General features: G+C 68.8%; 19 protein-coding genes. 11 read left to right on the forward strand and 8 right to left on the reverse strand.

What is annotated here, in order from left to right; translation table 11 throughout:
- Window positions 1-505, forward strand: a 505-nt coding sequence (locus FE811_RS15620; RefSeq protein WP_305034191.1) for a pyrroline-5-carboxylate reductase, incomplete at its 5' end; no start/stop codon positions are given.
- Entirely contained in the window at window positions 502-1,974 is a 1,473-nt protein-coding gene (locus FE811_RS15625) for an FAD-dependent oxidoreductase (RefSeq protein WP_116222741.1), read from the forward strand. The genes FE811_RS15620 and FE811_RS15625, both read left to right, overlap by 4 nt.
- A gap of 6 nt (window positions 1,975-1,980) precedes the next feature.
- Here FE811_RS15625 and FE811_RS15630 read toward each other — a convergent pair whose 3' ends face one another.
- A complete protein-coding gene (locus tag FE811_RS15630; protein ID WP_116222740.1) occupies window positions 1,981-2,856 on the reverse strand; it encodes a LysR family transcriptional regulator in 876 nt (291 codons plus the stop codon).
- Window positions 2,857-2,971: 115 nt separating this feature from the next.
- Here FE811_RS15630 and FE811_RS15635 point away from each other — a divergent pair, with 115 nt between their 5' ends.
- The 3 genes from FE811_RS15635 (at window position 2,972) to hpbD (ending at window position 6,459) form a co-directional block, all read left to right on the forward strand.
- A complete protein-coding gene (locus FE811_RS15635) occupies window positions 2,972-4,210 on the forward strand; it encodes an aromatic ring-hydroxylating dioxygenase subunit alpha (RefSeq protein WP_116221257.1) in 1,239 nt (412 codons plus the stop codon).
- Window positions 4,211-4,212: 2 nt separating this feature from the next.
- Window positions 4,213-5,280: a hybrid-cluster NAD(P)-dependent oxidoreductase gene (locus FE811_RS15640; protein ID WP_116222739.1), complete on the forward strand. Its 1,068-nt coding sequence runs from the start codon at window positions 4,213-4,215 to the stop codon at window positions 5,278-5,280.
- Window positions 5,281-5,349: 69 nt separating this feature from the next.
- Window positions 5,350-6,459, forward strand: a complete 1,110-nt coding sequence (hpbD, locus tag FE811_RS15645) for a 4-hydroxyproline betaine 2-epimerase (RefSeq protein WP_116222738.1) — start codon at window positions 5,350-5,352, stop codon at window positions 6,457-6,459.
- A 344-nt stretch (window positions 6,460-6,803) separates the two neighbouring features.
- Here hpbD and FE811_RS15650 read toward each other — a convergent pair whose 3' ends face one another.
- Window positions 6,804-8,213 (reverse strand): Glu/Leu/Phe/Val dehydrogenase, encoded by a 1,410-nt coding sequence (locus tag FE811_RS15650; RefSeq protein ID WP_116222737.1) that lies wholly within the window; start codon window positions 8,211-8,213, stop codon window positions 6,804-6,806.
- Between the two features lie 63 nt (window positions 8,214-8,276).
- The gene (gene putA / locus FE811_RS15655) at window positions 8,277-11,696 is read right to left on the reverse strand and encodes a bifunctional proline dehydrogenase/L-glutamate gamma-semialdehyde dehydrogenase PutA (RefSeq protein ID WP_116222736.1); all 3,420 of its coding nucleotides are present in this window, start codon (window positions 11,694-11,696) and stop codon (window positions 8,277-8,279) included.
- A gap of 109 nt (window positions 11,697-11,805) precedes the next feature.
- On the opposite strand from putA, the gene FE811_RS15660 reads away from it, so the two are divergent.
- Window positions 11,806-12,270, forward strand: a complete 465-nt coding sequence (locus tag FE811_RS15660) for an Lrp/AsnC family transcriptional regulator (protein ID WP_036759560.1) — start codon at window positions 11,806-11,808, stop codon at window positions 12,268-12,270.
- Between the two features lie 4 nt (window positions 12,271-12,274).
- Here the strand turns inward: FE811_RS15660 and FE811_RS15665 are convergent, their stop codons facing one another.
- Together FE811_RS15665 and FE811_RS15670 are read right to left on the reverse strand one after the other, a co-directional pair.
- Window positions 12,275-13,222 (reverse strand): ornithine cyclodeaminase family protein, encoded by a 948-nt coding sequence (locus FE811_RS15665; protein ID WP_116222735.1) that lies wholly within the window; start codon window positions 13,220-13,222, stop codon window positions 12,275-12,277.
- Window positions 13,223-13,237: 15 nt separating this feature from the next.
- Complete coding sequence (locus FE811_RS15670; protein WP_370362681.1) at window positions 13,238-13,375, reverse strand: proline racemase family protein; 138 nt, start codon at window positions 13,373-13,375, stop codon at window positions 13,238-13,240.
- A gap of 321 nt (window positions 13,376-13,696) precedes the next feature.
- Between FE811_RS15670 and FE811_RS15675 the strand changes: the two genes are divergently transcribed.
- Window positions 13,697-14,377, forward strand: a complete 681-nt coding sequence (locus FE811_RS15675) for a GntR family transcriptional regulator (RefSeq protein ID WP_116222733.1) — start codon at window positions 13,697-13,699, stop codon at window positions 14,375-14,377.
- Window positions 14,378-14,435: 58 nt separating this feature from the next.
- Here the strand turns inward: FE811_RS15675 and dnaE are convergent, their stop codons facing one another.
- On the reverse strand, window positions 14,436-17,906 hold the full coding sequence (dnaE, locus tag FE811_RS15680; protein ID WP_140848073.1) for a DNA polymerase III subunit alpha: 3,471 nt from the start codon (window positions 17,904-17,906) through the stop codon (window positions 14,436-14,438).
- 92 nt (window positions 17,907-17,998) lie between these two features.
- Between dnaE and FE811_RS15685 the strand changes: the two genes are divergently transcribed.
- From FE811_RS15685 to FE811_RS15700, 4 genes are read left to right on the forward strand one after another with little or no spacing between them, the layout of a single operon-like run.
- Complete coding sequence (locus FE811_RS15685) at window positions 17,999-19,513, forward strand: ABC transporter ATP-binding protein (protein WP_116222731.1); 1,515 nt, start codon at window positions 17,999-18,001, stop codon at window positions 19,511-19,513.
- Complete coding sequence (locus FE811_RS15690; protein WP_116222730.1) at window positions 19,500-20,570, forward strand: ABC transporter permease; 1,071 nt, start codon at window positions 19,500-19,502, stop codon at window positions 20,568-20,570. Before FE811_RS15685 ends, FE811_RS15690 begins: the two co-directional genes overlap by 14 nt.
- Window positions 20,567-21,457 (forward strand): ABC transporter permease, encoded by an 891-nt coding sequence (locus FE811_RS15695; RefSeq protein ID WP_116222729.1) that lies wholly within the window; start codon window positions 20,567-20,569, stop codon window positions 21,455-21,457. The genes FE811_RS15690 and FE811_RS15695 overlap by 4 nt, the downstream gene beginning before the upstream one ends.
- Window positions 21,458-21,480: 23 nt before the next feature.
- Window positions 21,481-22,557, forward strand: a complete 1,077-nt coding sequence (locus FE811_RS15700) for a BMP family ABC transporter substrate-binding protein (RefSeq protein WP_036759571.1) — start codon at window positions 21,481-21,483, stop codon at window positions 22,555-22,557.
- A 55-nt stretch (window positions 22,558-22,612) separates the two neighbouring features.
- Here FE811_RS15700 and dps read toward each other — a convergent pair whose 3' ends face one another.
- Both dps and FE811_RS15710 read right to left on the reverse strand, forming a co-directional pair.
- Window positions 22,613-23,086 carry a DNA starvation/stationary phase protection protein Dps gene (gene dps / locus FE811_RS15705; protein WP_024844371.1) on the reverse strand — a complete coding sequence of 158 codons (474 nt, stop codon included), beginning with the start codon at window positions 23,084-23,086 and terminating at the stop codon, window positions 22,613-22,615.
- 145 nt (window positions 23,087-23,231) lie between these two features.
- Window positions 23,232-23,465 (reverse strand): acyl carrier protein, encoded by a 234-nt coding sequence (locus tag FE811_RS15710; RefSeq protein ID WP_011748063.1) that lies wholly within the window; start codon window positions 23,463-23,465, stop codon window positions 23,232-23,234.
- Between the last annotated feature and the right edge of the window lie 79 nt (window positions 23,466-23,544).

Here is a 23,544-nt window from a genome sequence, read left to right on the forward strand (position 1 = left end):
GCTGGCGTGCTGCGGCGGCCGGATCGTGCGGGCAATGCCCAATGCCGCGGCCGAGATCGGCGCCTCCTATTCGCCCTTCTGGGCCGGGCCCGGCGTGACCGCCGCCGACCGCGCCACGGTGCGCCGCCTGCTCTCGGCCATCGGCAGCACCGACGAGCTGGAGACCGAGGCGCAAATCGACCTGATGACCGCCCTGCCCGGCTCGGGCGCGGCCTATCCGGCGCTGATGGCCACGGCGATGGCCGCTTTCATGCGCGCGCGCGGCATCCCCGAGGCCATCGCCTGGCGCGCGGCCGAGGCGGCGGTGGTCGGCGGCGCCCGGCTGCTGGAAGACCGCATCACCGAGGCCCCCGCCCTGCTCGCCGCCTACCGCGCCTATCGCGGCACCACCGCCGCCGGCCTCGATGCCGCCGAGGCCGCAGGCTTCCCCCAAGCCATCGAGACCGCCCTCGCCGCCGCAACCGAAAAGGCCCGGACCATGACGCAGACCACGGCCCCCACATGACCCGCAAGACGATCGAAACCCTCCACGACACCGACTACGACACCATCGTCATCGGCGCCGGAGCCGTCGGCTGCGCCACCGCACGCCAACTCGCAGCACGCGGCTTTCGCACCCTGCTGGTGGATCGGGCAGACTTCGGCGCAGGAACCTCGTCGCGTTCCAGCCGGATGCTCTATTCCGGGCTCGGCTATCTCGCCGCGCGCTATCCCTTGTGGCAGATGCCCTTCCGGCCCGCCGACATGATCCGGCGGCTGCTTTATACCCGCGAGGTCATGCGCTGCCGGGCCGAGCTGGTGCGCGACATGCCGGGCCACCTGACGAAACATCGCTTCCACTACCCGTTCCGCAGGGGCGACCGCTATCCGCCCTGGCTGGTCGACCTGGGCTTTCGCCTGGTCGAGGCGCTGGACGGCTGGCGGGTGCCGCTGGCCTATCGCCGCCTCGCCCCGGCGCAGGCGGCCGCGGACAGCGCCATGGCCGCGGCCCTGGGCGGACCGCTGCGCGGCGTGAGCGTGTTCGAGGAATACATGTATGCCTGGCCCGAGCGCATCTGCGTCGATACCGCCCTGGATGCCGAGCGGCGCGGCGCCACCATCCGCACCTATGCCGAGGTGACGGCGATTGCGCGCGACGGCGAGGGCTGGCTGGTCACGCTGGAGGAACGCGCGCCCGAGATGCATGGCCGGGCGCAGGTCCGCGCCCGCATGGTGGTGAACGCCGCCGGCCCCTGGATCGACCGGGTGCCGGGCGGCGGCTCGGGCCGGCGCCGGGTGATCGGCATCAAGGGCGTCAACGTCATGGTGCGCCTGCCCGAGGCGTTCCGCGGCCAGGGGCTGGAAGCCTTTTCCCGCAAGGGCGAGCCCTATTACGTCTTTCCCTGGCGCGATTTCCACTTCATCGGCCCGACCGAGACCGAAGTCACCGCCAACCCCGACGACATCCGCGTCGAGGAGGCCGAGGTCGACTATATCCTGGGCGAGGCCAACCACCTGTTCCTTGGCCTGCAGCTGACGCGCGCCGACGTGCTGCATTGCTGGTGCGGGGTGCGGCCGACCTCGACCCGCGACGGCCGCACCACCAGCCTGCCGGTTGAGGTGGCCGAAGACCCCGCGATGCCCGGCCTGCTGGCCGTCACCGGCTCGACCATCATGCTGCATCGCCACGCGGCGCGGCAGGTGGCGCGCCGCGTCGAAAGGCGCCTGGGCAAACGCGGCCCGGCGCCGGAAGGGATCATTTCGCCGCCGCAGGACCAGGGCATCGGCCAGATGGCTGCCGCCGAACATGTGGTGCGGCTTGCCGACCTGATCCGCCGGCGGCTGCCCGACGGGCTGGAGCCCGACCTGGGCCGGGCCCGTGCCGAGGCGCTGTCACGCATCGCCGCCGCCAGCCTGGGCTGGTCCGAGGCCCGCCGGCAGGACGAGTTGCGCCATTTCGAGGAGGACACGGCCCGGGTCTATCGCCAGCCCTGACCCGGCTCAGCCCGCCGCCAGCCAGTCTGCGAACAGCCTTGCCCTTGCGGAGGCGCGGGGATTGATCCTGAGCGAGAAGGCGGCGGGCGAGGGGATGCTCTCGGGCACCAGGCTGACCAGGCGGCCGGCTTGCAGGACGCGGGCCATCAGCCCCTCCCAGCCCAGCACCGCGCCGACATCGTCCTCGGCCGCCTGCAGGGCGATCATGTGGTTGTTGACAAACAGGCTGCGCCCGGAGGGCGGCGGATGGCCGAGCTCGCGAAACCAGTCGGCCCAGCCTGTCCAGGCATTGTGGTCGTCGTTCATGTGGACCAGCGGCGCGCGCAGCAGATCCTTGATTCCCCGGATGCCGTGTTCCCTGGCGAAATGCGGCGTGCCATAGGCCAGGATGCGGTCGCGGAAGATTTCCCGCCATTCGTCGCCGTCATCGCCGGGAACCGCATAGCCGATGTGCAGGTCGTGCCGGCTGGCCGCCGTGGCCACGTCGCTGATGATCTGCGAGACGGTGATGCCGGGGTGGATCTTCCAGAAGGCGGTGATCTTGGGGGTCAGCCACAAGGCGCTGACCGCCGTGGTGGTGCGGATGGTCACGTCCACGGCATCGGGCCGGTCGCGCAGCCGGCTGACGGCGTCCGAGATCGTCTCGAAGCCGCGTTGCAGCGCAACCAGCAGGAAGGCGCCCTTCTCGGTCAGCTCGACCCCGCGGTGCCGGCGGATGAACAGCGCGCAGCCCAGGTTCTGCTCCAGCGCCTTGACCTGGTGGCTGATCGCGGCGGGGGTGACGTTCATCTCCTGCGCGGCGGCCTTGAAGCTCATGTTGCGGGCCGCCGCCTCGAAGCAGATCAGCGCGGTCATCGAGGCGAAGTCATGGGGATTGGGCATGCCGGGCCGTATTCAGGTTACTTCACCTAATCCAGGATGAATTTTTATGCCGTTGTCAATGGGAAACGAGTCGGCGGAATATTAGGCCAGTTCAACCTCAGCGTGGAAGCCGACAATGACAGCCACCCAACCGAACATCCATGACCTGCTTGCGCGCCGCCGGCCCGGACATGCGCTGGAACAGCCCTTCTACACCTCGGCCGAGATCTATCAGCTCGACCTGGAGAATATCTGGTATCGCGAATGGCTCTATGCCATCCCGGCCTGCCAGCTGGCCAGGGCGGGCAGCTACGTCACCCTGAAGATCGGCGATTACAACGTCATCATCGTCAAGGGCCGAGACGGCGAGATCCGCGCCTTCCACAACTCCTGCCGGCACCGCGGCTCGATCGTCTGCAAGGCCCGCGAGGGCCAGGTGGCCAAGCTGGTCTGCCCCTATCACTCCTGGACCTACGACCTCGACGGCCGGCTGGTCTGGGCCGACAAGATGAATGCCGATTTCGACCCCTCGCAGCACGGGCTGCGCAGCGTCCATCTGCGCGAGGTCGGTGGCCTGGTCTATATCTGCCTGGCCGAGAACCCGCCGAACTTCGAAACATTCGCGCAAAAGGCGGCGCCTTATCTGGACGTGCACGACCTCGGCGACGCCAAGGTGGCCTATACCTCCTCGATCATCGAGAAGGGCAACTGGAAGCTGGTGTGGGAAAACAACCGCGAATGCTATCATTGCAGCGCGAACCATCCGTCGCTGTGCCGATCCTTCCCGCTGGACCCGGAAATGTCCGGCATCATGCCCGACGGCAGCGTCTCGGAAAAACTGCAGGCGCATTTCGACCGCTGCACCGCCGCGGGCGCACCCGCGCAGTTCTACCTGGGCGAGCACGGCCAGTTCCGCCTGACCCGCGCCCCGCTGGAAGGCGATGCGGTCAGCTATACCATGGATGGCAAGGTCGCGGTGCAAAAGAACCTGGGCCGGGTGCCCTTTGCCGACGCCGGCCCGCTGATGGTGTTCCACTACCCGACCACCTGGAACCATTTCCTGCCCGATCACTCGCTGACCTTCCGGGTGATGCCGATCAGCCCGACCGAGACCGAAGTGACCACCACCTGGCTGGTGCACAAGGATGCGGTCGAGGGGGTGGACTACGACCTCAAGCGCCTGACCGAGGTCTGGATCGCCACCAATGACGAGGATCGCGAAGTGGTCGAGACCAACCAGCTTGGCGTCAGCACGCCCGCCTTCGTCCCCGGTCCCTATTCGGACTATTGGGAAAGCGGCGTCATCCAGTTCGTGGACTGGTATGCGGATGCCATGGAGCGTGCGCTCGGCCCCAGCCGCATGGCGGCCGAGTGACGATGAACGCAGCACTGAAACCGACGCTGGCCTTCTGGACCGACGCCGAGGAGCTGGAATGCGTCTCGTTCCTGCCCGAGGCGCCGGAGGTGATGACCTTCTGCTTCCGCAGCCCCTCGGGCGCGCTCTTCAGCCATGAGCCGGGGCAGTTCCTGACGCTGGAGCTGCCCCTGCCCGGCGGGCCGCTGCATCGCACCTATACCATCTCGTCCTCGCCCTCGCGGCCGACCTCGCTGACGGTGACGGTCAAGGCGCAGAGGGATTCCATCGGCACGCGCTGGATGTTCGACCACCTGCGGCCGGGGATGCGCATCCGCGCCAGGGGACCGGCGGGCAAGTTCTCGATGATGCGGGGTCCGGCCGCGAAATACCTGTTCATCTCGGCCGGATCGGGCATCACGCCGATGATGTCGATGACGACCTTCCTTTACGATTCCGGGCGGGCGCCGGACATCGTCTTCGTCAACTGCGCCCGCCGCCCCTCCGAGATCATCTTCCGCGAGCGGCTGGAGCACATGGCGACGCGCGTCGCCGGCATCGACCTGAAATGGATCGTCGAGGAACCCGACCCCTATCGGCCCTGGACCGGCTATCGCGGCATGGTCAACCAGCTGGTGCTGGGCCTGGTCGCGCCCGACTACCTGGAGCGCGACGTCTATTGCTGCGGCCCCGAGCCCTTCATGCAGGCGGTGCGCGACATCCTGCACGGGCTGGGCTACGACATGGCCCGCTATCACCAGGAAAGCTTCGGCGCCCCGCCGGCCGAGGCCGAGGCGGTGCCCGAGGACGTGGTGCCGCAAGAGGACGCGCTGGCCGAGGTCAGCTTCGCCGCATCCGGCAAGACCGCCCGCTGCGCGCAAACCGAGACCATCCTGGCCACGGCGCGGGCGGCGGGCATCCCGATCCCCTCGGGCTGCGGCATGGGCATCTGCGGCACCTGCCAGGTGCTCAGGCTCTCGGGCCAGGTCCACATGGTCCACAACGGCGGCATCACCGACGAGGATGTCGAGGCGGGCTATATCCTCGCCTGCTGCTCAAGGCCCATCGGAAACGTTACCATCGATCTGTGACGCGTTCAGGGGCCGCCGGTCCCCGGAAACGCATCGCTCAAGCAACAAGCAATATGACAGGGACAGGCCATGAAGATTGCCGAAATACACGTCTATGCCCATGATCTGCCGGTCAAGGACGGGCCCTATACCATCGCCAGCTCGACGGTCTGGTCGCTGCAGAGCACGCTGGTCAAAATCGTCGCCGACAGCGGGTTGGCGGGCTGGGGCGAGACCTGCCCGGTCGGCCCGACCTATGCGCCCAGCCATGCGCTTGGCGCCCGTGCCGCGCTGGCCGAGATGGCGCCGGGCCTGATCGGCGCGAACCCGCTGCAGCCGCTGGTCCTGCGCCGCCGCATGGACGGGCTGCTTTGCGGGCATAACTACGCCAAGGCGGCCATCGACATCGCCGCCCATGACCTGATGGGCAAGCATTACGGCGTCCGCGTGGCGGACCTGCTGGGCGGCGTCGCGGCCGAGCGCCTGCCCTCCTATTACGCCACCGGCATCGGCCAGCCCGACGAGATCGCCCGCATCGCCGCCGAGAAGGTCGCCGAGGGCTTCCCGCGCCTGCAGATCAAGATCGGCGCGCGCCCGGTCGAGATCGACATCGAGACCGTGCGCAAGGTCTGGGAGCGCATCCGCGGCACCGGCACGCGGCTGGCGGTGGACGGCAACCGCAGCCTGCCCGCCCGCGACGTGCTGCGGCTCAGCCGCGAATGCCCCGAGATCCCCTTCGTGCTGGAACAGCCCTGCAACACGCTGGAGGAGATCGCGGCCATTCGCGGCCGCGTCCAGCACGGCATCTACCTGGACGAGAGCGGCGAGGATCTGTCCACGGTGATCCGCGCCGCCGGCCAGGGGCTCTGCGACGGGTTCGGCATGAAGGTGACGCGCATCGGCGGGCTGCAACCGATGGCGGCGTTCCGCGACATCTGCGAGGCGCGCGCCCTGCCCCATACCTGCGACGACGCCTGGGGCGGCGACATCATCGCCGCTGCCTGCACCCATGTCGGCGCCACCGTCCAGCCGCGGCTGAACGAGGGCGTCTGGGTCGCCCAGCCCTATATCGCGCAGCCCTACGACCCGGAGAACGGCATCCGCATCACGGGCGGCCATATCGACCTGCCCAAGGGTCCGGGCCTTGGGGTCATTCCCGAAGAAAGCCTGTTCAACCCGCCGGTTGCATTCTTTTCCTGAAGCGGTTTCACCAGCGACGCGCGCGGCCACCTGCCGGTCATGTCTCGAGGGCTACGATCATTCGCCGGGTGGGGGATATGCGTGAGAAAGGACCGGCCGCGTATTGCGGCCGGTTTCTCCATTGGCCACAGGCCCGGCCGATGAATGCCTAAGCCCGGTGGCCAAGCCCAATGGCCTTGAATGCGGTTTCACGAGCAGCTCATACGGCCGCCTGCCGGTTCTGTCGCAAAGGCCACGATCATTCGCCGGGTCGGGCGGTATGGGCGCGAAAGGACCGGCCGCCTATCGCTGCCGGTTTCCCCCTTGGCCGCAGGACCGGGCCGATGGACACCCCGGCCCGGCGGCTAAAGCCCGATGGCCTTGTAGGCCTGTGCCACCTCGTCGATGGCCAGCACATAGGCGGCGGTGCGCAGGTCCGGGTAGCTGCCGTCGGGGCGGTTCCACAGCGCGCTCATCCGGCGATAGGCGGCGCGCATGATGTCGTCGAGGCCCGAGCGGACCAGCGCGATCTCGCTGCGCGCCTCCAGGAAGCGGGCATGCTCGCTGGGAAAGTCCCGGCCGGTCATCTGCTCGAGCGAGCGCGCAAGCAGCCGGTGCTCGTCCTCTTCCAGCCGCCGTTCCATCAGGCCGAAGGGGATGTGGCTGAGGTTCTTCACCCATTCGAAATAGGACACCACCACGCCGCCGGCATTGGCGAAGAGGTCGGGTAGGATGATCTTGCCGGCCTGGCGCAGGATGGTGTCGGCGGCCTTGGTCGTGGGGCCGTTGGCGGCCTCGACGATCAGCGCCGCCTTGATGGCGGCGGCATTTTCGCCCGTGATCGCGCCCTCGGCCGCGGCGGGGATCAGGATGTCGCAATCGTCGGCCAGCGCCCCCATGTCGGGCGGGCTGACCGCGCCGCCGGCAAAGCCCTCGACCGAGCCGGTCTGGACCAGATGCGCCTTGAGCGCGTCGATGTCGATGCCGTCGGGGTTGCGCACCACGCCCGTCCGCTCGATCACCGTGACGATGCGCACCCCGTCCTCCTGCGACAGGAACTTGGCGGCGTGGAAGCCCACGTTTCCAAGGCCCTGCACCACGCAGGTCAGGCCGGACAGGATCTCGGACTGGAAGCCGGCGCGGGCGCGGTCGGCGGGATGGCGGAAGAATTCGCGGATCGCGTATTGCACGCCGCGGCCGGTGGCCTCGGTGCGGCCCTCGATGCCGCCGCCGCCGACCGGCTTGCCGGTGACGCAACCCAGCGCGTTGATGTCCTGCGGGCGGGCGCGGCGGTATTCGTCGGCGATCCACATCATGTTCAGCTCGCCCGTGCCCATGTCCGGTGCCGGCACGTTGGCGGCCGAGCTGAGGAATTCATGCGCCATCAGCTCCTGCGCGAAGCGGCGGGTGATCTTTTCCAGCTCGGTCTCGGTCCAGTCGGCGGGGTCGATCTTCAGCGCCCCCTTGGAGCCGCCGAAGGGCAGCCGCACCAGCGCGCATTTGTAGGTCATCAGCGCCGCCAGCGCCTCGACCTCGTCCTGGTCGGCGTTGGGGGCAAAGCGGATGCCGCCCTTGGCCGGACGGCTATGGGTCGAATGCACGGCGCGCCAGCCGGTGAAGGTATGCATGCGCCCGCGCAGCCGCACGCCGAAGCGGGTGACATAGGTCGCGTTGCAAACCTTGATCTTCTCGGCCAGCCCCTCGGGCAGGTCGCAGCGCGAGGCCGCGACGTCGAACATCTCGTTCACATCGGCCAGGAATGATTGATTGCTCATGGAACGCCTCCTCCGGGCTCTTTCTGGAAAACAGGGGGCCGCGGCGGGCCCCCTGCGGTCATCTCAGCCGGCCAGCAGCGCGGCGTTGCCGCCCGCGGCGGTGGTGTCCACGCAAAGGTGGCGTTCATGCGCGACATGGGCGAGGTCGGGCATGGCGCCGATCAGCGGCACGATGGCGCCTGCACGCCCAGCCAGCGCGCGGGCATAGGCGCGGCCCTGCGCCTCGTCGCCCCACCACAGCACCGCCGAAAGCTGCGGCAGCCGGGTCAGCGCCTCGGGCGGCAACTCGCCCTCGGCGCCGACGGCCTGGCCACCGAGCGCCTGGACCGCCGCCACCTGCGCCGCCACCGCCTGCGGGCCGGGGCCGAGGCAGAGGACCGGCGGCCGGCTATGCGCGGAAAGCCGGTTCAACTCGCCCGTGGGGCCGGGCATCAGCCGCTCCTCGATCCTTGTTGGGACGGTGGCGGACAGCGCGCCGCGCAGCCGCGCCTCGTCGGCCGGGCCCTGCCAGCCGCCCGCCGGGGCCGCGGGCTCGGCCGGCGCGAAGAAGCGCGGCAGGTAAAGCGGGCCGCCCGCCTTCGGCCCGGTGCCCGACAGCCCCTCGCCGCCAAAGGGCTGGCTGCCCACCACGGCGCCGATCTGGTTGCGGTTGACGTAGATATTGCCGGCATGGATGGCGTCCGATACCTCCTGCACGCGCGAATCGATGCGGGTGTGCAGCCCGAAGGTCAGGCCGAAGCCGCGCGCGTTGATAGCGGCGACGACGCGCTCCAGCTCGCCGGCACGGAAGGTCGCGACATGCAGGACCGGGCCGAAGACCTCGCGTTCCAGGTCGTCGATGCCCTCGACCCGCAGCAGCACGGGGGCGATGAAATGGCCCTGCTTCGGTGCCCAGATGCGATGCAGGATGCGGTTCGCCTTGCTCTCCAGGTAGCGCTCGATGCCGGCCTGCGCCTCGGCGTCGATCACCGGGCCGACATCGGTCGAAAGCCGCCAGGGATCGCCCAGCCGCAGCTCGTCCATGGCGCCCTTGATCATGGCGATCAGATGCGGGGCGATGTCCTCCTGCACGTAAAGGCAGCGCAGCGCCGAGCAGCGCTGCCCGGCCGAGCGGAAGGCCGAGGCGACGATGTCGCGCACCGCCTGTTCCGGCAGTGCGGTGGAATCGACGATCATCGCGTTCAGCCCGCCGGTCTCGGCGATCAGCGGCGTGCCGGGGGCCATATGCTCGGCCATGGCGCGGGCGATGGTCTGCGCCGTCTCGGTCGAGCCGGTGAAGACCACGCCGTTGATCCGCGAATCCGCGGTCAGCGCCGCCCCCACCGTGCCGCCCTGCCCCGGCAGCAGCTGCAGCGCGCCGGCCGGAACGCCGGCCTCGTGCAGCAGCCGCACGGCGATGGCGGCGACCAGCGGCGTCTGCTCGGCCGGCTTCGCCAGCACGGCATTGCCCGCCATCAGCGCCGCGGCGATCTGGCCGGTAAAGATCGCCAGCGGAAAGTTCCAGGGGCTGATCGCCGCGATCACCCCGCGCGGCCGGCCGGTCGCCCCTTCGCCCTCGGCTGCGTAATAGCGCAGGAAATCGGCGGCCTCGCGCAATTCGCCCACGCAATCGGGCAGGGTCTTGCCCGCCTCGCGCGCCAGGGCGGCGAAGATCGGGCCGAAATGCGCCTCGTAGAGGTCGGCTGCACGGCGCAGCACCGCGGCGCGGGTGGCGGCGGGCGCGTCCCAGGGCCGGGCGTCGTCGATGGCGCGGGCGACGGTCTCGGCATCGGCCTCGGTCACATGGGCGACCAACTCGCCCGTGGCCGGGTTCGCGACCGCGACCCGCGTGCCCGAGCCGGCGGAGACGGTCAGCGGCGCGGCATCCGGCACCGGGCCGTTGCGGGCGGCCTCGATCCGGGCCAGCGTCGCCTCGTCGCTCAGGTCGAAGCCCTGCGAATTGCGCCGGACCTTGCCGAAGATCGCCGCGGGCGCGGCCAGCCCGGCTGGCGGACGGGCGCCGGCCAGCGCCTCGAACGGGTCGCGCGCGACCTCCTCGGGCGAGACGGTTTCGTCCACGATCTGATGCACGAAGCTGCTGTTCGCGCCATTCTCCAGCAGGCGCCGCACCAGATAGGCCAGCAGGTCGCGATGCGCGCCGACCGGGGCATAGATGCGGCAGCGGCCGTTATAGTCGCGCAGCACGATGTCGTGCAGCCGCTCGCCCATGCCATGCAGGCGCTGGAACTCGAAGGGGATGTCGCCGGCCATTTCCAGGATCGCCGCGACGGTCTGGGCGTTATGGGTGGCGAATTGCGGATAGATGCGGTCGGCGTAGCCGATCAGCTTGCGGGCATGGGCGATATAGCTGACGTCGGTCGCGACCTTGCTGGTGAACAGCGGGAAACCGTCGAAACCCTCGACCTGGGCACGCTTGATCTCGGTGTCCCAATAGGCGCCCTTGACCAGCCGCACCATGATGCGCCGGTCCAGCCGCTCGGCGGTGGTGTAAAGCCAGTCGATGACCTGGCCCGCGCGCTTGCCGTAAGCCTGCACCACCACGCCGAACCCGTCCCAGCCGGCCAGCGAGGGGTCCGACAGCACCGCCTCGATCACCTTCAGCGAGATCACCAGCCGGTCCTGTTCCTCGGCGTCGATGTTCATGCCCATGCCGGCGGCCTTGGCCTGGCGGGCCAGCGACAGCACCACCGGCACCAGCTCGGCCATGACGCGGGTTTCCTGCGCCACCTCATAGCGCGGATGCAGCGCCGAAAGCTTGATCGAGATGCCGGGGTTCATCTCGACCGAGCCCTTGTCGCAGGCCCTGGCGATGGCGGCGATGGCGTCGGCATAGGCGCGGGCATAGCGCGCGGCGTCGAGCCCGGTCATCGCCGCCTCGCCCAGCATGTCGTAGCTGTAGGTAAAGCCCTGCGCCTCGCGCTGCCTGGCGCGCTCCAGCGCCTTCTGGATGGTCTCGCCCAGCACGAACTGCCGGCCCATTTCCTTCATCGCCCGGCCGACGGCGGCGCGGATCACCGGCTCGCCCAGCCGCCGCACGGCGCCGCGCAGGGTGCCGGCGATGCCGCCCTGGTCGTCGTCCAGCACCTTGCCGGTCAGCATCAGCGCCCAGGTCGAGGCATTGACCAGCGACGAGGACGCCTCGCCCAGGTGCCGGCCCCAGTCCGAGGGCGCGATCTTGTCCTCGATCAGCGCGTCGATGGTCATGCGGTCGGGGACGCGCAGCATAGCCTCGGCCAGGCACATCAGCGCCACGCCTTCACGCGTGGACAGGCCGTATTCGGCCAGGAAATGTTCCATCATCGTCGGCTTGGCCTCGGCGCGGATGCGGCGCACCAGCTCGGCGGCGCGACCGGTGATGGCGGCGCGGGCCTCGGGGCTCAGCGCGGCCTGCGCGACCAGCCGGTTCAGCAGTTCCGCCTCGTCGGCGAATTTCGCCTGGGTGGAAAACGCGTCGGAAAGCTCGGTGGGGTTGACACGTATCATGCCGATCTCCTTATTCGATAGGACAGGAATACCAGATGGCTGCCAGGCGGTGCGCCTGAATATCGGCCAGCAGGTAGGCCGATGGAACAAATTCGAGGCGATTTTCAGTATGGACCCGGATCTGGACACGCAGGACCGCAAGATCCTGGCGGAGCTGACGCAGAACGCGCGCATCCCCATCGCCGAACTGGCGCGCCGGGTCGGGCTGTCCAAGACCCCGGTGGCGCAGCGCATCCGGCATCTGGAAGAGATCGGGCTGATCACCGGCTATCGCGCCATCCTGTCGCCCCTGAAGCTGGGCCTGACCCATGTGACCTATGTCGAGGTCAGCATGAACGACACCCGCGAACATGCGCTGCAGCAGTTCAACGCCGCCGTCCGCGCCATTCCCGAAGTCGAGGAATGCTACATGATCGCCGGCGGCTGCGACTACCTGATGAAGGTCCGCTCGCGCGACATGGCCGATTTCCGCCGCATCCTGGCCGAGAAGATCTCGACCCTGCCCCATGTCAGCAACACCTCGAGCCATGTCTCGATGGAGGCGGTGGTCGAGCAGAACTTCCGCCTGGGCTGACCGCTTACGCCGCCATCACCCGCGCGATCCAGGACGCGATCATCAGGTCCAGATGCGCGCCGCCGCCGTTCTTGAACACGGTGATCTCGTCATTCGAGCGGCGCCGGCGGGCACCGGGGCGCAGCAGGTCGTAGAAGTCGCCCAGCACGCTTTCGGCCGTGATCGCGCCCGAGGCGATGGGCATCGTCAGCTCGCCGATATGGCCTAGCGTGGTCGCGCGGCTGTCCACGAACAGCGCGGCCCTGGCCATCAGCGCATCGTCGGCCTCGCGCATGTCGGCCTTGAAGGCGCCGATCAGGTCGACATGGGTGCCGGGCCGGACCCAGTCGCCCAGGATCACCGGCTGCCGCGCCATGGTGGCGGCCGAGACGATGTCGGCCTGCCCGACCGCCGCGCGCAGGTCCGGCACCGGCTGGAGATCGGCTGCGACGCCGCCCAGCCCGGCCACCAGCGCCTGCGCCTGTTCCGGCCGGCGCGACCAGACCGAGACGCGCTCGATCCCCGGCAGCACCGCTGTATAGGCCCTGACCAGGCTGGCAGCGACCGTGCCCGCGCCGACGACCAGCAGGTGCCGGCTGTCCGGCCGCGCCAGCAGGCTGGCGCCCAGGACGGAATCGGCGGCGGTCTTGATCTCGGTCACAAGCGGGCTGTCCACGATGGCCTGCAGCGCGCCCGTATCCTTGTCGAAGACCAGCATCGCCCCCTGGACCGTGGGCAGCCCCTTGGCCGCATTGCCGTCGCAGACGGTGAAGGTCTTGGCCCCGTAGCCCAGCCCCTCGATGAAGGCCGAGCGGCTCATCATCGTGCCGGTGGGCGGGCCCAGGAACACGTCCCGGATCTCGGCCGGGGGCAGCGCATGGCCCTGCCGCAGCGCCTCGACGGCATCGCGCCACCTTAGCCGGCCGATCGCGGCCGCGTAGGACAGGAATTGCGGAACCTTCGCGCCCGTCATCGTGTCATGCCTCCGTCACATGCCCATCGGCCAGGTATCCGACAGGCGATAGCCGCCCTGGAAGGGGTCGGCGGGATCGACCATCAGTTGCCGGGTGCCCACCACCCAGGCGCGGCCCGAGATGGTCGGGCTGATCGCCGGCCTGCCGTTCACCTCGGTTTCGCCGTCGATGCGGCAATGGAACTCGGTCCCGGACCGTCTCGCCGGGCGGCGGGGCCACCCCGCCGAAGATGACGTCGCCGACCTCGCCTTCCGCATGGCAGGACACGACGTGCACGAGTCTGGAGCTGCGCATCTTTTCCTCGATCCGGGGAACGGGCTTGGGATTATATTTCGTATACCATATTCCAAACCCAGCCTGCCGGTTCCGCCCCGACCTGTCAAGCGGCTGGGGCGCGCCCCTCCCTTGCGGCCGAATATCGGCTACCATATCTTTCGCGGGCGGCCGAGGCCGCGGAATTGCGGGAGAGGGGAATGCCATTCAAGGACGCAGAGGTTCCCAACCTTGGCAAGGCGCCCACCGCCTCGGACATCATCCTGAAATTCATCCGCGATTCCATCGCCGACGGCTCGCTGGACGAGGGCGAGCCGATCCGCCAGGACGATGTCGCCAGGATGTTCAACGTCAGCAAGATCCCGGTGCGCGAGGCGCTGAAGCGGCTGGAGGCCGAAGGCTTGGTCGAGTTCCAGCGCAACAAGGGCGCCATCGTCACCGCGGTCTCCGAACCCGAGATCGCCCAGATCTTCGAAACCCGCGCCATCCTCGAATCGAACGCCATCCGGCTGTCGGTGCCGCATATGACGCCCGAAACCTTTGCCGAGGCCCAGGCTTTCTGCGACGCCTTCGCCGGGGAAACCGATGTGGCGCAATGGTCGGCGCTGAACTGGCAGTTCCACAGCCGCCTCTATCTGGATGCGCAGCGCCCGTTCCTGGTCGGCACGATCCGCGCGGTGAACGACCGGCTGGAACGCTATCTGCGCATCCAGCTGTCCCTGTCGCACGGGCAAGGCACCGCCGACCGCGAGCATCGCGAGATCCTTGCCGCCTGCCGGGCCGGCGATGCGGAAAGGGCGGGCGAGCTGGTCTATGCCCATATCATGGGCGCCTGTTCCTCGCTGCTGCACCACCTGCCGGCCGGCAAGGGCGCAAGCTGACGCCCGCGGCACGGCTTGCACATGGCCGGGCCGGGAACGCCCCGGCAGCTTCGGCCGCCTATTCCTCCAGCACCTCCAGCACGCCGGGGATCACGCGCAGGGCCTGGCGGGCGGGCGTGGTCAGCGGCACGTCCTCGGCGATCTCGATATCCACCAGGTCGGCCCCGTCCTTCAGCCGCAGCGCGATGGGGCCGCGGGCGCGCGGCGGCACGTTCAGCTCGGCCAGGATGCGTTCCAGCGCCTCGGCGACGGCGGGGACGGCGTCCAGCCCGGCGATCTCGACCGCCAGGCGGTTCGCGCCGGCATCGGCCACCGCCTGCTCCAGCGGCATGACCGAGCGCGCCAGCAGCTTGACCTGGTCGCCCGAAGGCTCGACCTGCACCTGCAAGACCACGTTCTCGCCCGGCTCCAGGTGCTGGCGATGCGCATCCAGCGTGTCGGAAAACACCGTGACCTCGTAAAGCCCGGTCGGGTCGGACAGGCCGACAAAGGCGAAACGGGTGCCGCGGGCGGATTTCTTTTCCTGCCGGTGCGCCACGGTGCCGGCCAGCTGCGCCACCAGCGCGCCGTCCTGCGCCGCCTGCGTCACCTCGGCGAGCGTCTGCACCCCCTTGCGGCGCAGCGCCGGCTGGTAGTCGTCCAGCGGATGCCCGGACAGGTAGAAGCCCACGGCCGCATGTTCCTCGGCCAGTTTCTCGGCCGGCATCCAGACGGGCGCGGCGACCGGGCGCGGCGGCGGCAGATCCTCGCCCCCGCCGAAAAGCGAGGACTGGCTGGAGGCCGCCGCCTCCTGCACCGCCGCCGACCAGGCCACCAGCCCGTCCAGCGCCTTCAGCACGCGGGCGCGGTTCGGCTCGAGCGCGTCGAAGGCGCCGGCGCGGGCCAGCATCTCCAGCGGCCGCTTGCCGACGCGGCGCATGTCCACCCGGCGGGCAAAGTCCTGCATGTCGGCAAAGGGCCGGTCGCCGCGGGCCTGCACGATCAGGTTCATCGCCTCGACCCCCACGCCCTTCAGCGCGCCAAGGGCATAGACGATCTTGCCCTCCTTGACGCTGAACATGGCCTCGGAGCGGTTGACGCAGGGCGCGACCGTCTCGATCCCCATGCGGTCGGCCTCGCGCTTGTAGACGGCGAGCTTGTCGGTCAGGTGAATATCGCAGTTCATCACCGCGGCCATGAACTCGACCGGGTGGTTCGCCTTCAGCCAGGCGGTCTGGTAGCTGACCACGGCATAGGCCGCGGCATGGGACTTGTTGAAGCCGTAGTTGGCGAATTTTTCAAGCAGGTCAAAGACCTCTCCGGCCTTCTTCGCGTCGATTCCCTGCGCCTTGCAGCCTTCGACGAACTTGGGCCGCTCCTTGGCCATCTCTTCGGCGATCTTCTTGCCCATGGCGCGGCGAAGCAGGTCGGCGCCGCCCAGCGAATAGCCGGCCATGACCTGCGCGATCTGCATCACCTGTTCCTGGTAGACGATGATGCCCTGGGTCTCGGCGAGGATATGGTCGATGGAAGGATGAATGGATTCAAGGGGTCGCAGGCCGTTCTTCACCTCGCAATAGGTCGGGATGTTCTCCATCGGGCCGGGGCGATACAGCGCCACCAGCGCCACGATGTCCTCGATGCAGGTGGGCTTCATGCGCCGCAGCGCGTCCATCATGCCCGAGCTTTCGACCTGGAACACCGCGACCGTGCGGGCGCTGGCGAACAGGTCGTAGCTGGGCTTGTCGTCCAGCGGGATGGCGTTGATCTGGTTCTCGGCCCTTTTCGCCGGCTCGTAAAGCATCCGACCGTCGGCCGCGACATGCAGCGGCCGGCCGCCCGCGTTGATCAGGTCCACGGCGTTCTGGATTACCGTCAGCGTCTTGAGGCCCAGGAAGTCGAACTTGACCAGCCCCGCCTGCTCGACCCATTTCATGTTGAACTGCGTGGCCGGCATGTCGGAGGCCGGGTCGCGGTAAAGCGGCACCAGCCGGTGCAGCGGCCGGTCGCCGATCACCACGCCGGCGGCATGGGTCGAGGCGTTCCTGAGCAGCCCCTCGATCTTGGCGGCATAGTCCAGCAGGCGGCCGACCACCTCTTCGCGCGCCGCCTCGCGCAGGCGCGGCTCGTCGGCCAGCGCCTTGGTGACGCTGACCGGCTTGACCCCTTCGACCGGGATCATCTTGGAAAGCCGGTCCACCTGTCCGAAGGGCAGCTGCAGCACCCTTCCCACGTCGCGCACCGCCGCCTTGGACAAAAGCGCGCCGAAGGTGATGATCTGGCCCACCTTGTCGCGGCCGTATTTCTCTTGCACGTATTGGATCACCTCCTCGCGGCGATCCATGCAGAAGTCGATGTCGAAGTCGGGCATCGACACCCGCTCCGGATTCAGGAACCGCTCGAAGAGCAGGCTGTAACGTATTGGATCAAGGTCGGTAATCGTCAGAGCATAGGCGACGAGCGAACCCGCGCCCGAGCCCCGGCCGGGCCCCACCGGGATGCCGTGTTCCTTGGCCCATTTGATGAAATCGGCCACGATCAGGAAATAGCCGGGAAAGCCCATCTGCTCGATGATGCCCAGCTCGAAGCGCAGCCGCTCCTCGTATTCCTCGACCGGGGCGGAATGCGGGATCACCGCCAGCCGGGCGCGCAGGCCGTCCCAGGCCTGGCGGCGCAGTTCCTCGACCTCGTCATCCGCAAAGCGCGGCAGGATCGGCTTGTGCTTCTTGACGGCAAAGGCGCAGCGGCGGGCAATCTCGACGGTGTTCTGCACCGCCTCGGGCAGGTCGGCGAACAGGGTCGCCATCTCGGCTGCGGACTTGAAGTAATGCTGCGGCGTCAGCCGGCGGCGCGGCGCGGTCTGGTCGACATAGGCGCGTTCTGAGATGCAGATCAGCGCGTCATGGGCGTCGAAAAGCTCGGGCTTGGGGAAATAGACGTCGTTGGTCGCGACCAGCGGCAGGTCCAGCGCATAGGCGATGTCGATCATGCCGCCTTCGGAACCCGCCTCTTCGGGGACCGGCTGGCCCTCGGCGTCGTGATGGCGCTGCAGTTCGACGTAAAGCCGGGTCGGGAAGGCGGCGGCGAGCCTTTCCGCCAGCGCGCGCGCCTCGGCCTGCCGGCCTTGCAGCACCAGCTGGCCCAGCGGGCCGCCGGCGGCGCCGGTCAGGCAGATCAGCCCCTCGGCATGGGTTTCCAGTTCCTCGACCGTCACATGCGGCAAGGCGTGGTCGTCGCGCAGGTAAAGGCAGGTCGAAAGCGCCATCAGGTTCAGCCAGCCGGCCTCGTTCTGCGCCAGCAGCACCACCGGGCCGGTGACATCCGCCGCCAGCGTGACCTGGCAGCCGATGATCGGCTGCACCCCCGCGTCCTGCGCCTTGACCGAAAATTCCAGCGCCGCGAACAAGGCGTTGCTGTCGGTCAGCGCCACGGCGGGCATGCCGTTCTGCGCCGCGAGATCGGCAAGTTTCTTGACCGGCACCGCGCCTTCCAGCAGCGAATGTTCGGAATGGGTGCGCAGGTGGATGAATCGGGGGGAATTTTCAGGCATGGCGCCAATCTAGGGGCGACCTGCCCAACTGTGCAATTGCCCCTCGGCGGAAAACCGCTAATCTTGCGCAAAAAGCAGCGAGGCGCGCGACAGTGACGAATGTTTTCCGGGCCGAGGGCCTGGGCAAGACCTATCCCGGCGTGCGCGCCAATGACGACATCTCGTTCGGGGTCGAGGCGGGCGAGATCCACGCCCTTCTGGGCGAGAACGGCGCGGGCAAGTCCACGCTGGTCAAGATGATCTATGGCCTCGTGCGGCCGGACGAAGGGCAGATGGCGCTGCTGGGCGCGCCTTACGCGCCGCATGACCCGCGCGCGGCCCGTGCCGCGGGCGTCGCCATGGTGTTCCAGCATTTCAGCCTGTTCGACGCGATGACGGTTGCGGAAAACATCGCGCTGGGGATGGAGAATCCGCCGCCCCGGCCCGAGCTTGCCCGCCGCATCGCCGAGCTGTCGCAGGGCTACGGCCTGCCGCTGAACCCCGCCCGCCGCATCGCCAGCCTTTCGGCGGGCGAGCGGCAGCGGGTCGAGATCCTGCGCTGCCTGCTGCAGAACCCGCGGCTGCTGATCATGGACGAGCCGACCTCGGTCCTGACCCCGCAGGAGGCCGAGATCCTGTTCGCCACCCTGCGGCAACTGGCCGGGGCCGGCACGGCGATCCTGTATATCAGCCACAAGCTGGAAGAGATCCGCAGCCATTGCGACCGCGCCACCATCCTGCGCCAGGGCAAGCTGGTGGGCACGGTCGATCCGCGCGCCCATTCCGCCCGCGAACTGGCGGCGATGATGGTCGGGGCCGAAATGCGGCTGGTGGACCGTTCCGGCCGCAAGCCCGCTGCCCCGGTGCTGGAGGTCCGCGGCCTTTCGACGCCGGGCGGCGAGGGCATGGCGCTGAAGCAGATCGGCCTGACCCTGCGCTCGGGCGAGATCCTGGGCATCGGCGGCGTCGCCGGCAACGGGCAGGAGGAACTGCTCTCGGCGCTGTCGGGCGAGACGCTGACCGCCCCCGGCACCGTGGCGCTGGAGGGCCGCGACCTGTCCCGCGCCGGCCCCGAGGCGCGGCGCCGCGCCGGCCTGCTGGCCGCGCCCGAGGACCGGCTGGGCCATGCCGCCGTGCCCGAGTTCAGCCTGGCGGAAAACACGCTGCTGACCGCAGGCGCCCGGCAGGGCCTGATCCGCCGCGGGCTGATCGACCGCAAGGCCGCCACGGGTTTCGCGCAAGAGGTGATCCGCGCCTTCGACGTGCGCACCCCCGGCCCGGATACGGCAGCCGGCGCGCTGTCGGGCGGCAATCTGCAGAAATTCGTCATCGGCCGCGAGGTGCTGGGCCGGCCGCGGGTGCTGGTCGTCAACCAGCCGACCTGGGGCGTCGATGCCGGCGCCGCCGCCGCCATCCGCCAGGCGCTGCTGGACCTGGCGGCGCAGGGCGCGGGGCTGATCGTCATCAGCCAGGACCTGGACGAATTGCTGGAGCTTTCGGACCGCTTCTGCGCCCTGAACCAGGGCCGGCTGTCCGCGCCCCGCCCGACCGAGGGGCTGACGGTCGAGGAGATCGGGCTGATGCTGGGCGGCGCCCATGGCATGGAGGTGGCGCATGTTCCGGCTTGAGCCCCGCGCCAGCGCCCCGCTGCTCTGGCAGGTGGCGACGCCCATCCTGGCCGTCCTGTCCACGATGGTGGTTGGCGGCGGGCTGTTCGCCGCCATGGGCTTCGATCCGCTGGCCGCGATCCGCACCATCTTCTGGGATCCGCTGTTCGGCCCCGCCGCCGGCTATTCGCGCCCGCAGCTTCTGGTCAAGGCCGGGCCGCTGATCCTGATCGCCTCGGGCCTGGCGCTGGGGTTCCGCGCCGGGATCTGGAACATCGGCGCCGAGGGGCAATACATCATCGGCGCCATCTGCGGCGCGGCGGTGGCGCTGGCCGCCTATCCGCTGGACGCCTTCTGGATCTTTCCGGCGATGATCCTGGCCGGCGCGGCGGGCGGCTGGGCCTGGGGCATGGTCCCGGCGATGCTGCGCAACTGGTTCGGCGCGTCCGAGATCCTGGTCTCGCTGATGCTGGTCTATGTCGCGCAGCGCATCGCGGCCTGGATGGCCTTCGGCCCGATGAAGAACCCCGAGGGCTTCAACTTTCCCGGCTCGCGCAACCTGCAGCAATACGAGCCCGCCTCGAACCCCGAACTCATCGCCAATTCCGGCCTGCATTGGGGCGGCGTGGCGGCGATCCTGGCCCTTGCGGCGACCTGGTTCGTCATGTCGCGCCATGTCCTGGGCTTTCACATCCGCACCGCCGGCGCCGCCCCCCGCGCCGCCCGCTTTGCCGGCGTCCGCCCCGAGCGGCTGGTGGCGCTGTGCCTTGGCGTCTCGGGCGCGCTGGCGGGGCTGGCGGGTCTCTTCGAGGTCGCGGGCCCGGCCGGGCAGATCACCGAAAGCTTCGGCTCGGGCTACGGCTTTACCGCGATCATCGTGGCCTTCCTGGGCCGGCTGCATCCGCTGGGCATCCTGCTGGCGGGACTGCTCATGGCGCTGACCTATATCGGCGGCGAGCTGGCGCAGATGATGCTGAACCTGCCCGCGGCGACGGTGCAGGTCTTTCAGGGGATGCTTCTGTTCTTCCTGCTCGGCTTCGACCTTCTGACCCGCTACCGCATTCGGAGGCGCGCATGATGATCGACCCGCTTTCCGTCTTCATCCTGCTGCTCGGCGCCGCGACGCCGATCCTGTTCGCCGCGCTTGGCGAATTGGTGGTCGAGCGTGCGGGCGTGCTGAACCTGGGCGTCGAGGGCATGATGATCACCGGCGCGCTGGCCGGTTTCGCCGCCGCCCATGCCAGCGGCAGCCCCGCCCTGGGCTTTCTGGCCGCGGCCCTGGCCGGTGCGGCGGTGTCCATGACATTCGCGGCGCTAACCCAATTCCTGCTGTCGAACCAGGTGGCGACGGGGCTGGCGCTGACGCTGTTCGGCCTGGGCCTGACCGCGATGTTCGGCAAGCCCTATGAGGGGATGAAGGCCCCGGCGATGATGCCCGGCCCGCTGGGCCTGAACTGGATGATCTGGCTGGGCATCGCGCTGGTGCCCGCGGTCTGGTGGTTCCTGGCCCGCACCCGGCCGGGCCTGATCCTGCGCGCGGTGGGCGAAAACCACGACGCCGCCCATGGCCTGGGCTATCCGGTGCGGCGGATGCGCGTCCTTGCCATCGGCTTCGGCGGCGCGCTGGCAGGGATGGGCGGCGCCTATATCTCGATCGGCACCGTGCTGCAATGGACCGAGGGCATGACGGCGGGCGCCGGCTGGATCGCGCTGGCCATCGTGGTCTTTGCGCAATGGAACCCCTGGGGCGTGCTGGCCGGGGCCTGGCTCTTCGGCGGCGTCACCGTCTTGCAGCTGCGGCTGCAGGCGGCCGGGGTCGCGGTGCCGGTGCAGCTGCTGTCCATGGCGCCCTATCTCGCCACGATCTTCGTGCTGGTGCTGATCTCGGCCCGGCAGAAATTCGGCCGCACGGGCGCGGGCGCGGCCCCCGCCAGCCTGGGCCGGCCCTTCCACGCATTGAAATAGGCACAACCTGCAAGGAGCATGACATGAAACGCAGAACCCTTCTTGGCAGCGCCGCGGCGCTGGTGGCCAGCACGGCCCTGCCCGCCTTCGCGCAAGAGGAAAAGCTGAAGGTGGGCTTCATCTATGTCGGCCCGGTGGGCGACGGCGGCTGGACCTATCAGCACGACCTGGCCCGGCAGGCGGTGGAACGCGAATACGGCGACCGGGTCGAGACCACCTATATCGAAAGCGTCCCCGAAGGCGCCGATGCCGAGCGCGCCATCACGCAACTGGCGCTGTCCGGCCATAAGCTGATCTTCACCACCAGCTTCGGCTTCATGGACGCCACGATCAACGTCGCCAAGAAGTTCCCGGATGTGAAATTCGAACACGCCACCGGCTACAAGACCGCCGAAAACGTCGCCACCTACGACGCCCGCTTCTACGAAGGCCGCGCGGTGCTGGGCACGATTGCCGGCCGCATGACCAAGTCGAACAAGATCGGCTATATCGGCTCCTTCCCGATTCCCGAGGTCGTGCAGGGCATCAACTCGGCCTATATCCACGCCAGGAAGGTGAACCCGGATGTCGAGATGAAGGTGGTCTGGGCCTATACCTGGTTCGACCCCGCGAAAGAGGCCGATGCCGCCGCCGCGCTGATCGCCGAGGGCGTGGACGTGTTCATGCAGCACACCGACTCGACCGCGCCGCTGGCCAAGGCGCAGGAAGCGGGCGCCTTCGGCTTCGGCCAGGCCTCGGACATGGCGAATTTCGCGCCCCAGCCCCGGCTCGCCTCGATCATCGACAATTGGGAGCCCTATTACATCAAGCGCGTCGGCGAGGTGCTGGACGGCACCTGGAAATCCCAGGGCGTCTGGCTGGGCATCGGCGACGGCGAGGTGGTGATCGGCGAGATCACCGATGCCGTCCCCGCCGAGGTCAAGGCCGAGGCCGAGGCGCTGCGCGACAAGATCGCCGCCGGCGAATACCACCCCTTCACCGGGCCGCTGAACAAGCAGGACGGCTCGGCCTGGCTGGCCGAGGGGCAGACGGCCAGCGACCAGGAACTCTCCTCGATGAACTTCTATGTCGAGGGGATCACCGCGCCGATGCCGAAATAGGCCGCGGCTCAAGCGGCAAACCGGGGCCTCGGCCCCGGTTCACCTGGCGGAAAGCCTATTCCAGGTGGCTTTCCAGGAACCACAGATCCTTGTCCGCCGTGCGCGAGGCGGCGGTGAACAGGTCGGCGGTATCGGCATCGCCGGCCTCGTCGGTCGCGTCGATGGCGGCGCGCACCTTCTCGCCATAATCGCGCATGCGCTCGCAGACGGCCTTGATGTGGTCCTCGGCCTTGGTCAGGTCGGTCGGGTATTCCTTGAGCGTGCTGGCCTTGGCCACCTTCTCGACCGTGCCGACGGCGACGCCGTCCAGCACCTGCACGCGCTCGGCCATCATGTCCACATGCTCGTCCAGCCGCGCCTTCACGGTGTCGAACAGCTCATGCACGGCGATGAAGTTGCGGCCCTTGACGTTCCAATGCGCCTGCTTGATCGCCGCCGACAGCGCCAGGGCGTCGGCCAGGCGGGCATTCAGCTCGGCGATTGCGGTCTTGCGGGCATTGTCGCTGAGCCCTTTGACATTCACGGCCATGAAACTCTCCTTCGTCAGGTCCGCCCTTGAAACGACATGGGCCTTGCGGCGGTTCCCCGCGACGCTGGGTCAAACCGCCGCAGGCAAAGAAAAAGGGCGGCGCTTTCCACCGAAAGCACCGCCCCGAAAGCAGGTCAGAGCAGGATCAGACCGCGCCCTGGATGAATTTCACGGCATCGCCGAAGGTCTGGATGGTCTCGGCCGCATCGTCCGGGATCTCGATGCCGAACTCTTCCTCGAAAGCCATGACCAGCTCGACGGTGTCCAGCGAATCGGCGCCGAGATCGTCGATGAACGAGGCGGTCTCGGTGACCTTCTCTTCATCGACACCCAGGTGCTCGACGACAATTTTCTTCACGCGATCAGCGATATCGCTCATGTCTCTTCCTCGTTTTCGCGGGCAATCCGCCCAGATGTTCCAGCGATTGCCGGTCAGAGCCCAGGGCGGTTCCCCTGCG

Source organism: Paracoccus sp. FO-3 (genome assembly GCF_006386455.1).
In the GTDB taxonomy this organism is placed as follows: domain Bacteria; phylum Pseudomonadota; class Alphaproteobacteria; order Rhodobacterales; family Rhodobacteraceae; genus Paracoccus; species Paracoccus versutus.

Bases quoted from the DNA above. Each gene is read 5' to 3' on its own strand.
- FE811_RS15625 (WP_116222741.1), top strand. From the start codon at position 502: ATGACCCGCAAGACGATCGAAACCCTCCACGACACCGACTACGACACC.
- FE811_RS15630 (WP_116222740.1), bottom strand. From the start codon at position 2,856: ATGCCCAATCCCCATGACTTCGCCTCGATGACCGCGCTGATCTGCTTC.
- FE811_RS15635 (WP_116221257.1), top strand. From the start codon at position 2,972: ATGACAGCCACCCAACCGAACATCCATGACCTGCTTGCGCGCCGCCGG.
- FE811_RS15640 (WP_116222739.1), top strand. From the start codon at position 4,213: ATGAACGCAGCACTGAAACCGACGCTGGCCTTCTGGACCGACGCCGAG.
- hpbD (WP_116222738.1), top strand. From the start codon at position 5,350: ATGAAGATTGCCGAAATACACGTCTATGCCCATGATCTGCCGGTCAAG.
- FE811_RS15650 (WP_116222737.1), bottom strand. From the start codon at position 8,213: ATGAGCAATCAATCATTCCTGGCCGATGTGAACGAGATGTTCGACGTC.
- putA (WP_116222736.1), bottom strand. From the start codon at position 11,696: ATGATACGTGTCAACCCCACCGAGCTTTCCGACGCGTTTTCCACCCAG.
- FE811_RS15660 (WP_036759560.1), top strand. From the start codon at position 11,806: ATGGACCCGGATCTGGACACGCAGGACCGCAAGATCCTGGCGGAGCTG.
- FE811_RS15665 (WP_116222735.1), bottom strand. From the start codon at position 13,222: ATGACGGGCGCGAAGGTTCCGCAATTCCTGTCCTACGCGGCCGCGATC.
- FE811_RS15675 (WP_116222733.1), top strand. From the start codon at position 13,697: ATGCCATTCAAGGACGCAGAGGTTCCCAACCTTGGCAAGGCGCCCACC.
- dnaE (WP_140848073.1), bottom strand. From the start codon at position 17,906: ATGCCTGAAAATTCCCCCCGATTCATCCACCTGCGCACCCATTCCGAA.
- FE811_RS15690 (WP_116222730.1), top strand. From the start codon at position 19,500: ATGTTCCGGCTTGAGCCCCGCGCCAGCGCCCCGCTGCTCTGGCAGGTG.
- FE811_RS15695 (WP_116222729.1), top strand. From the start codon at position 20,567: ATGATGATCGACCCGCTTTCCGTCTTCATCCTGCTGCTCGGCGCCGCG.
- FE811_RS15700 (WP_036759571.1), top strand. From the start codon at position 21,481: ATGAAACGCAGAACCCTTCTTGGCAGCGCCGCGGCGCTGGTGGCCAGC.
- dps (WP_024844371.1), bottom strand. From the start codon at position 23,086: ATGGCCGTGAATGTCAAAGGGCTCAGCGACAATGCCCGCAAGACCGCA.
- FE811_RS15710 (WP_011748063.1), bottom strand. From the start codon at position 23,465: ATGAGCGATATCGCTGATCGCGTGAAGAAAATTGTCGTCGAGCACCTG.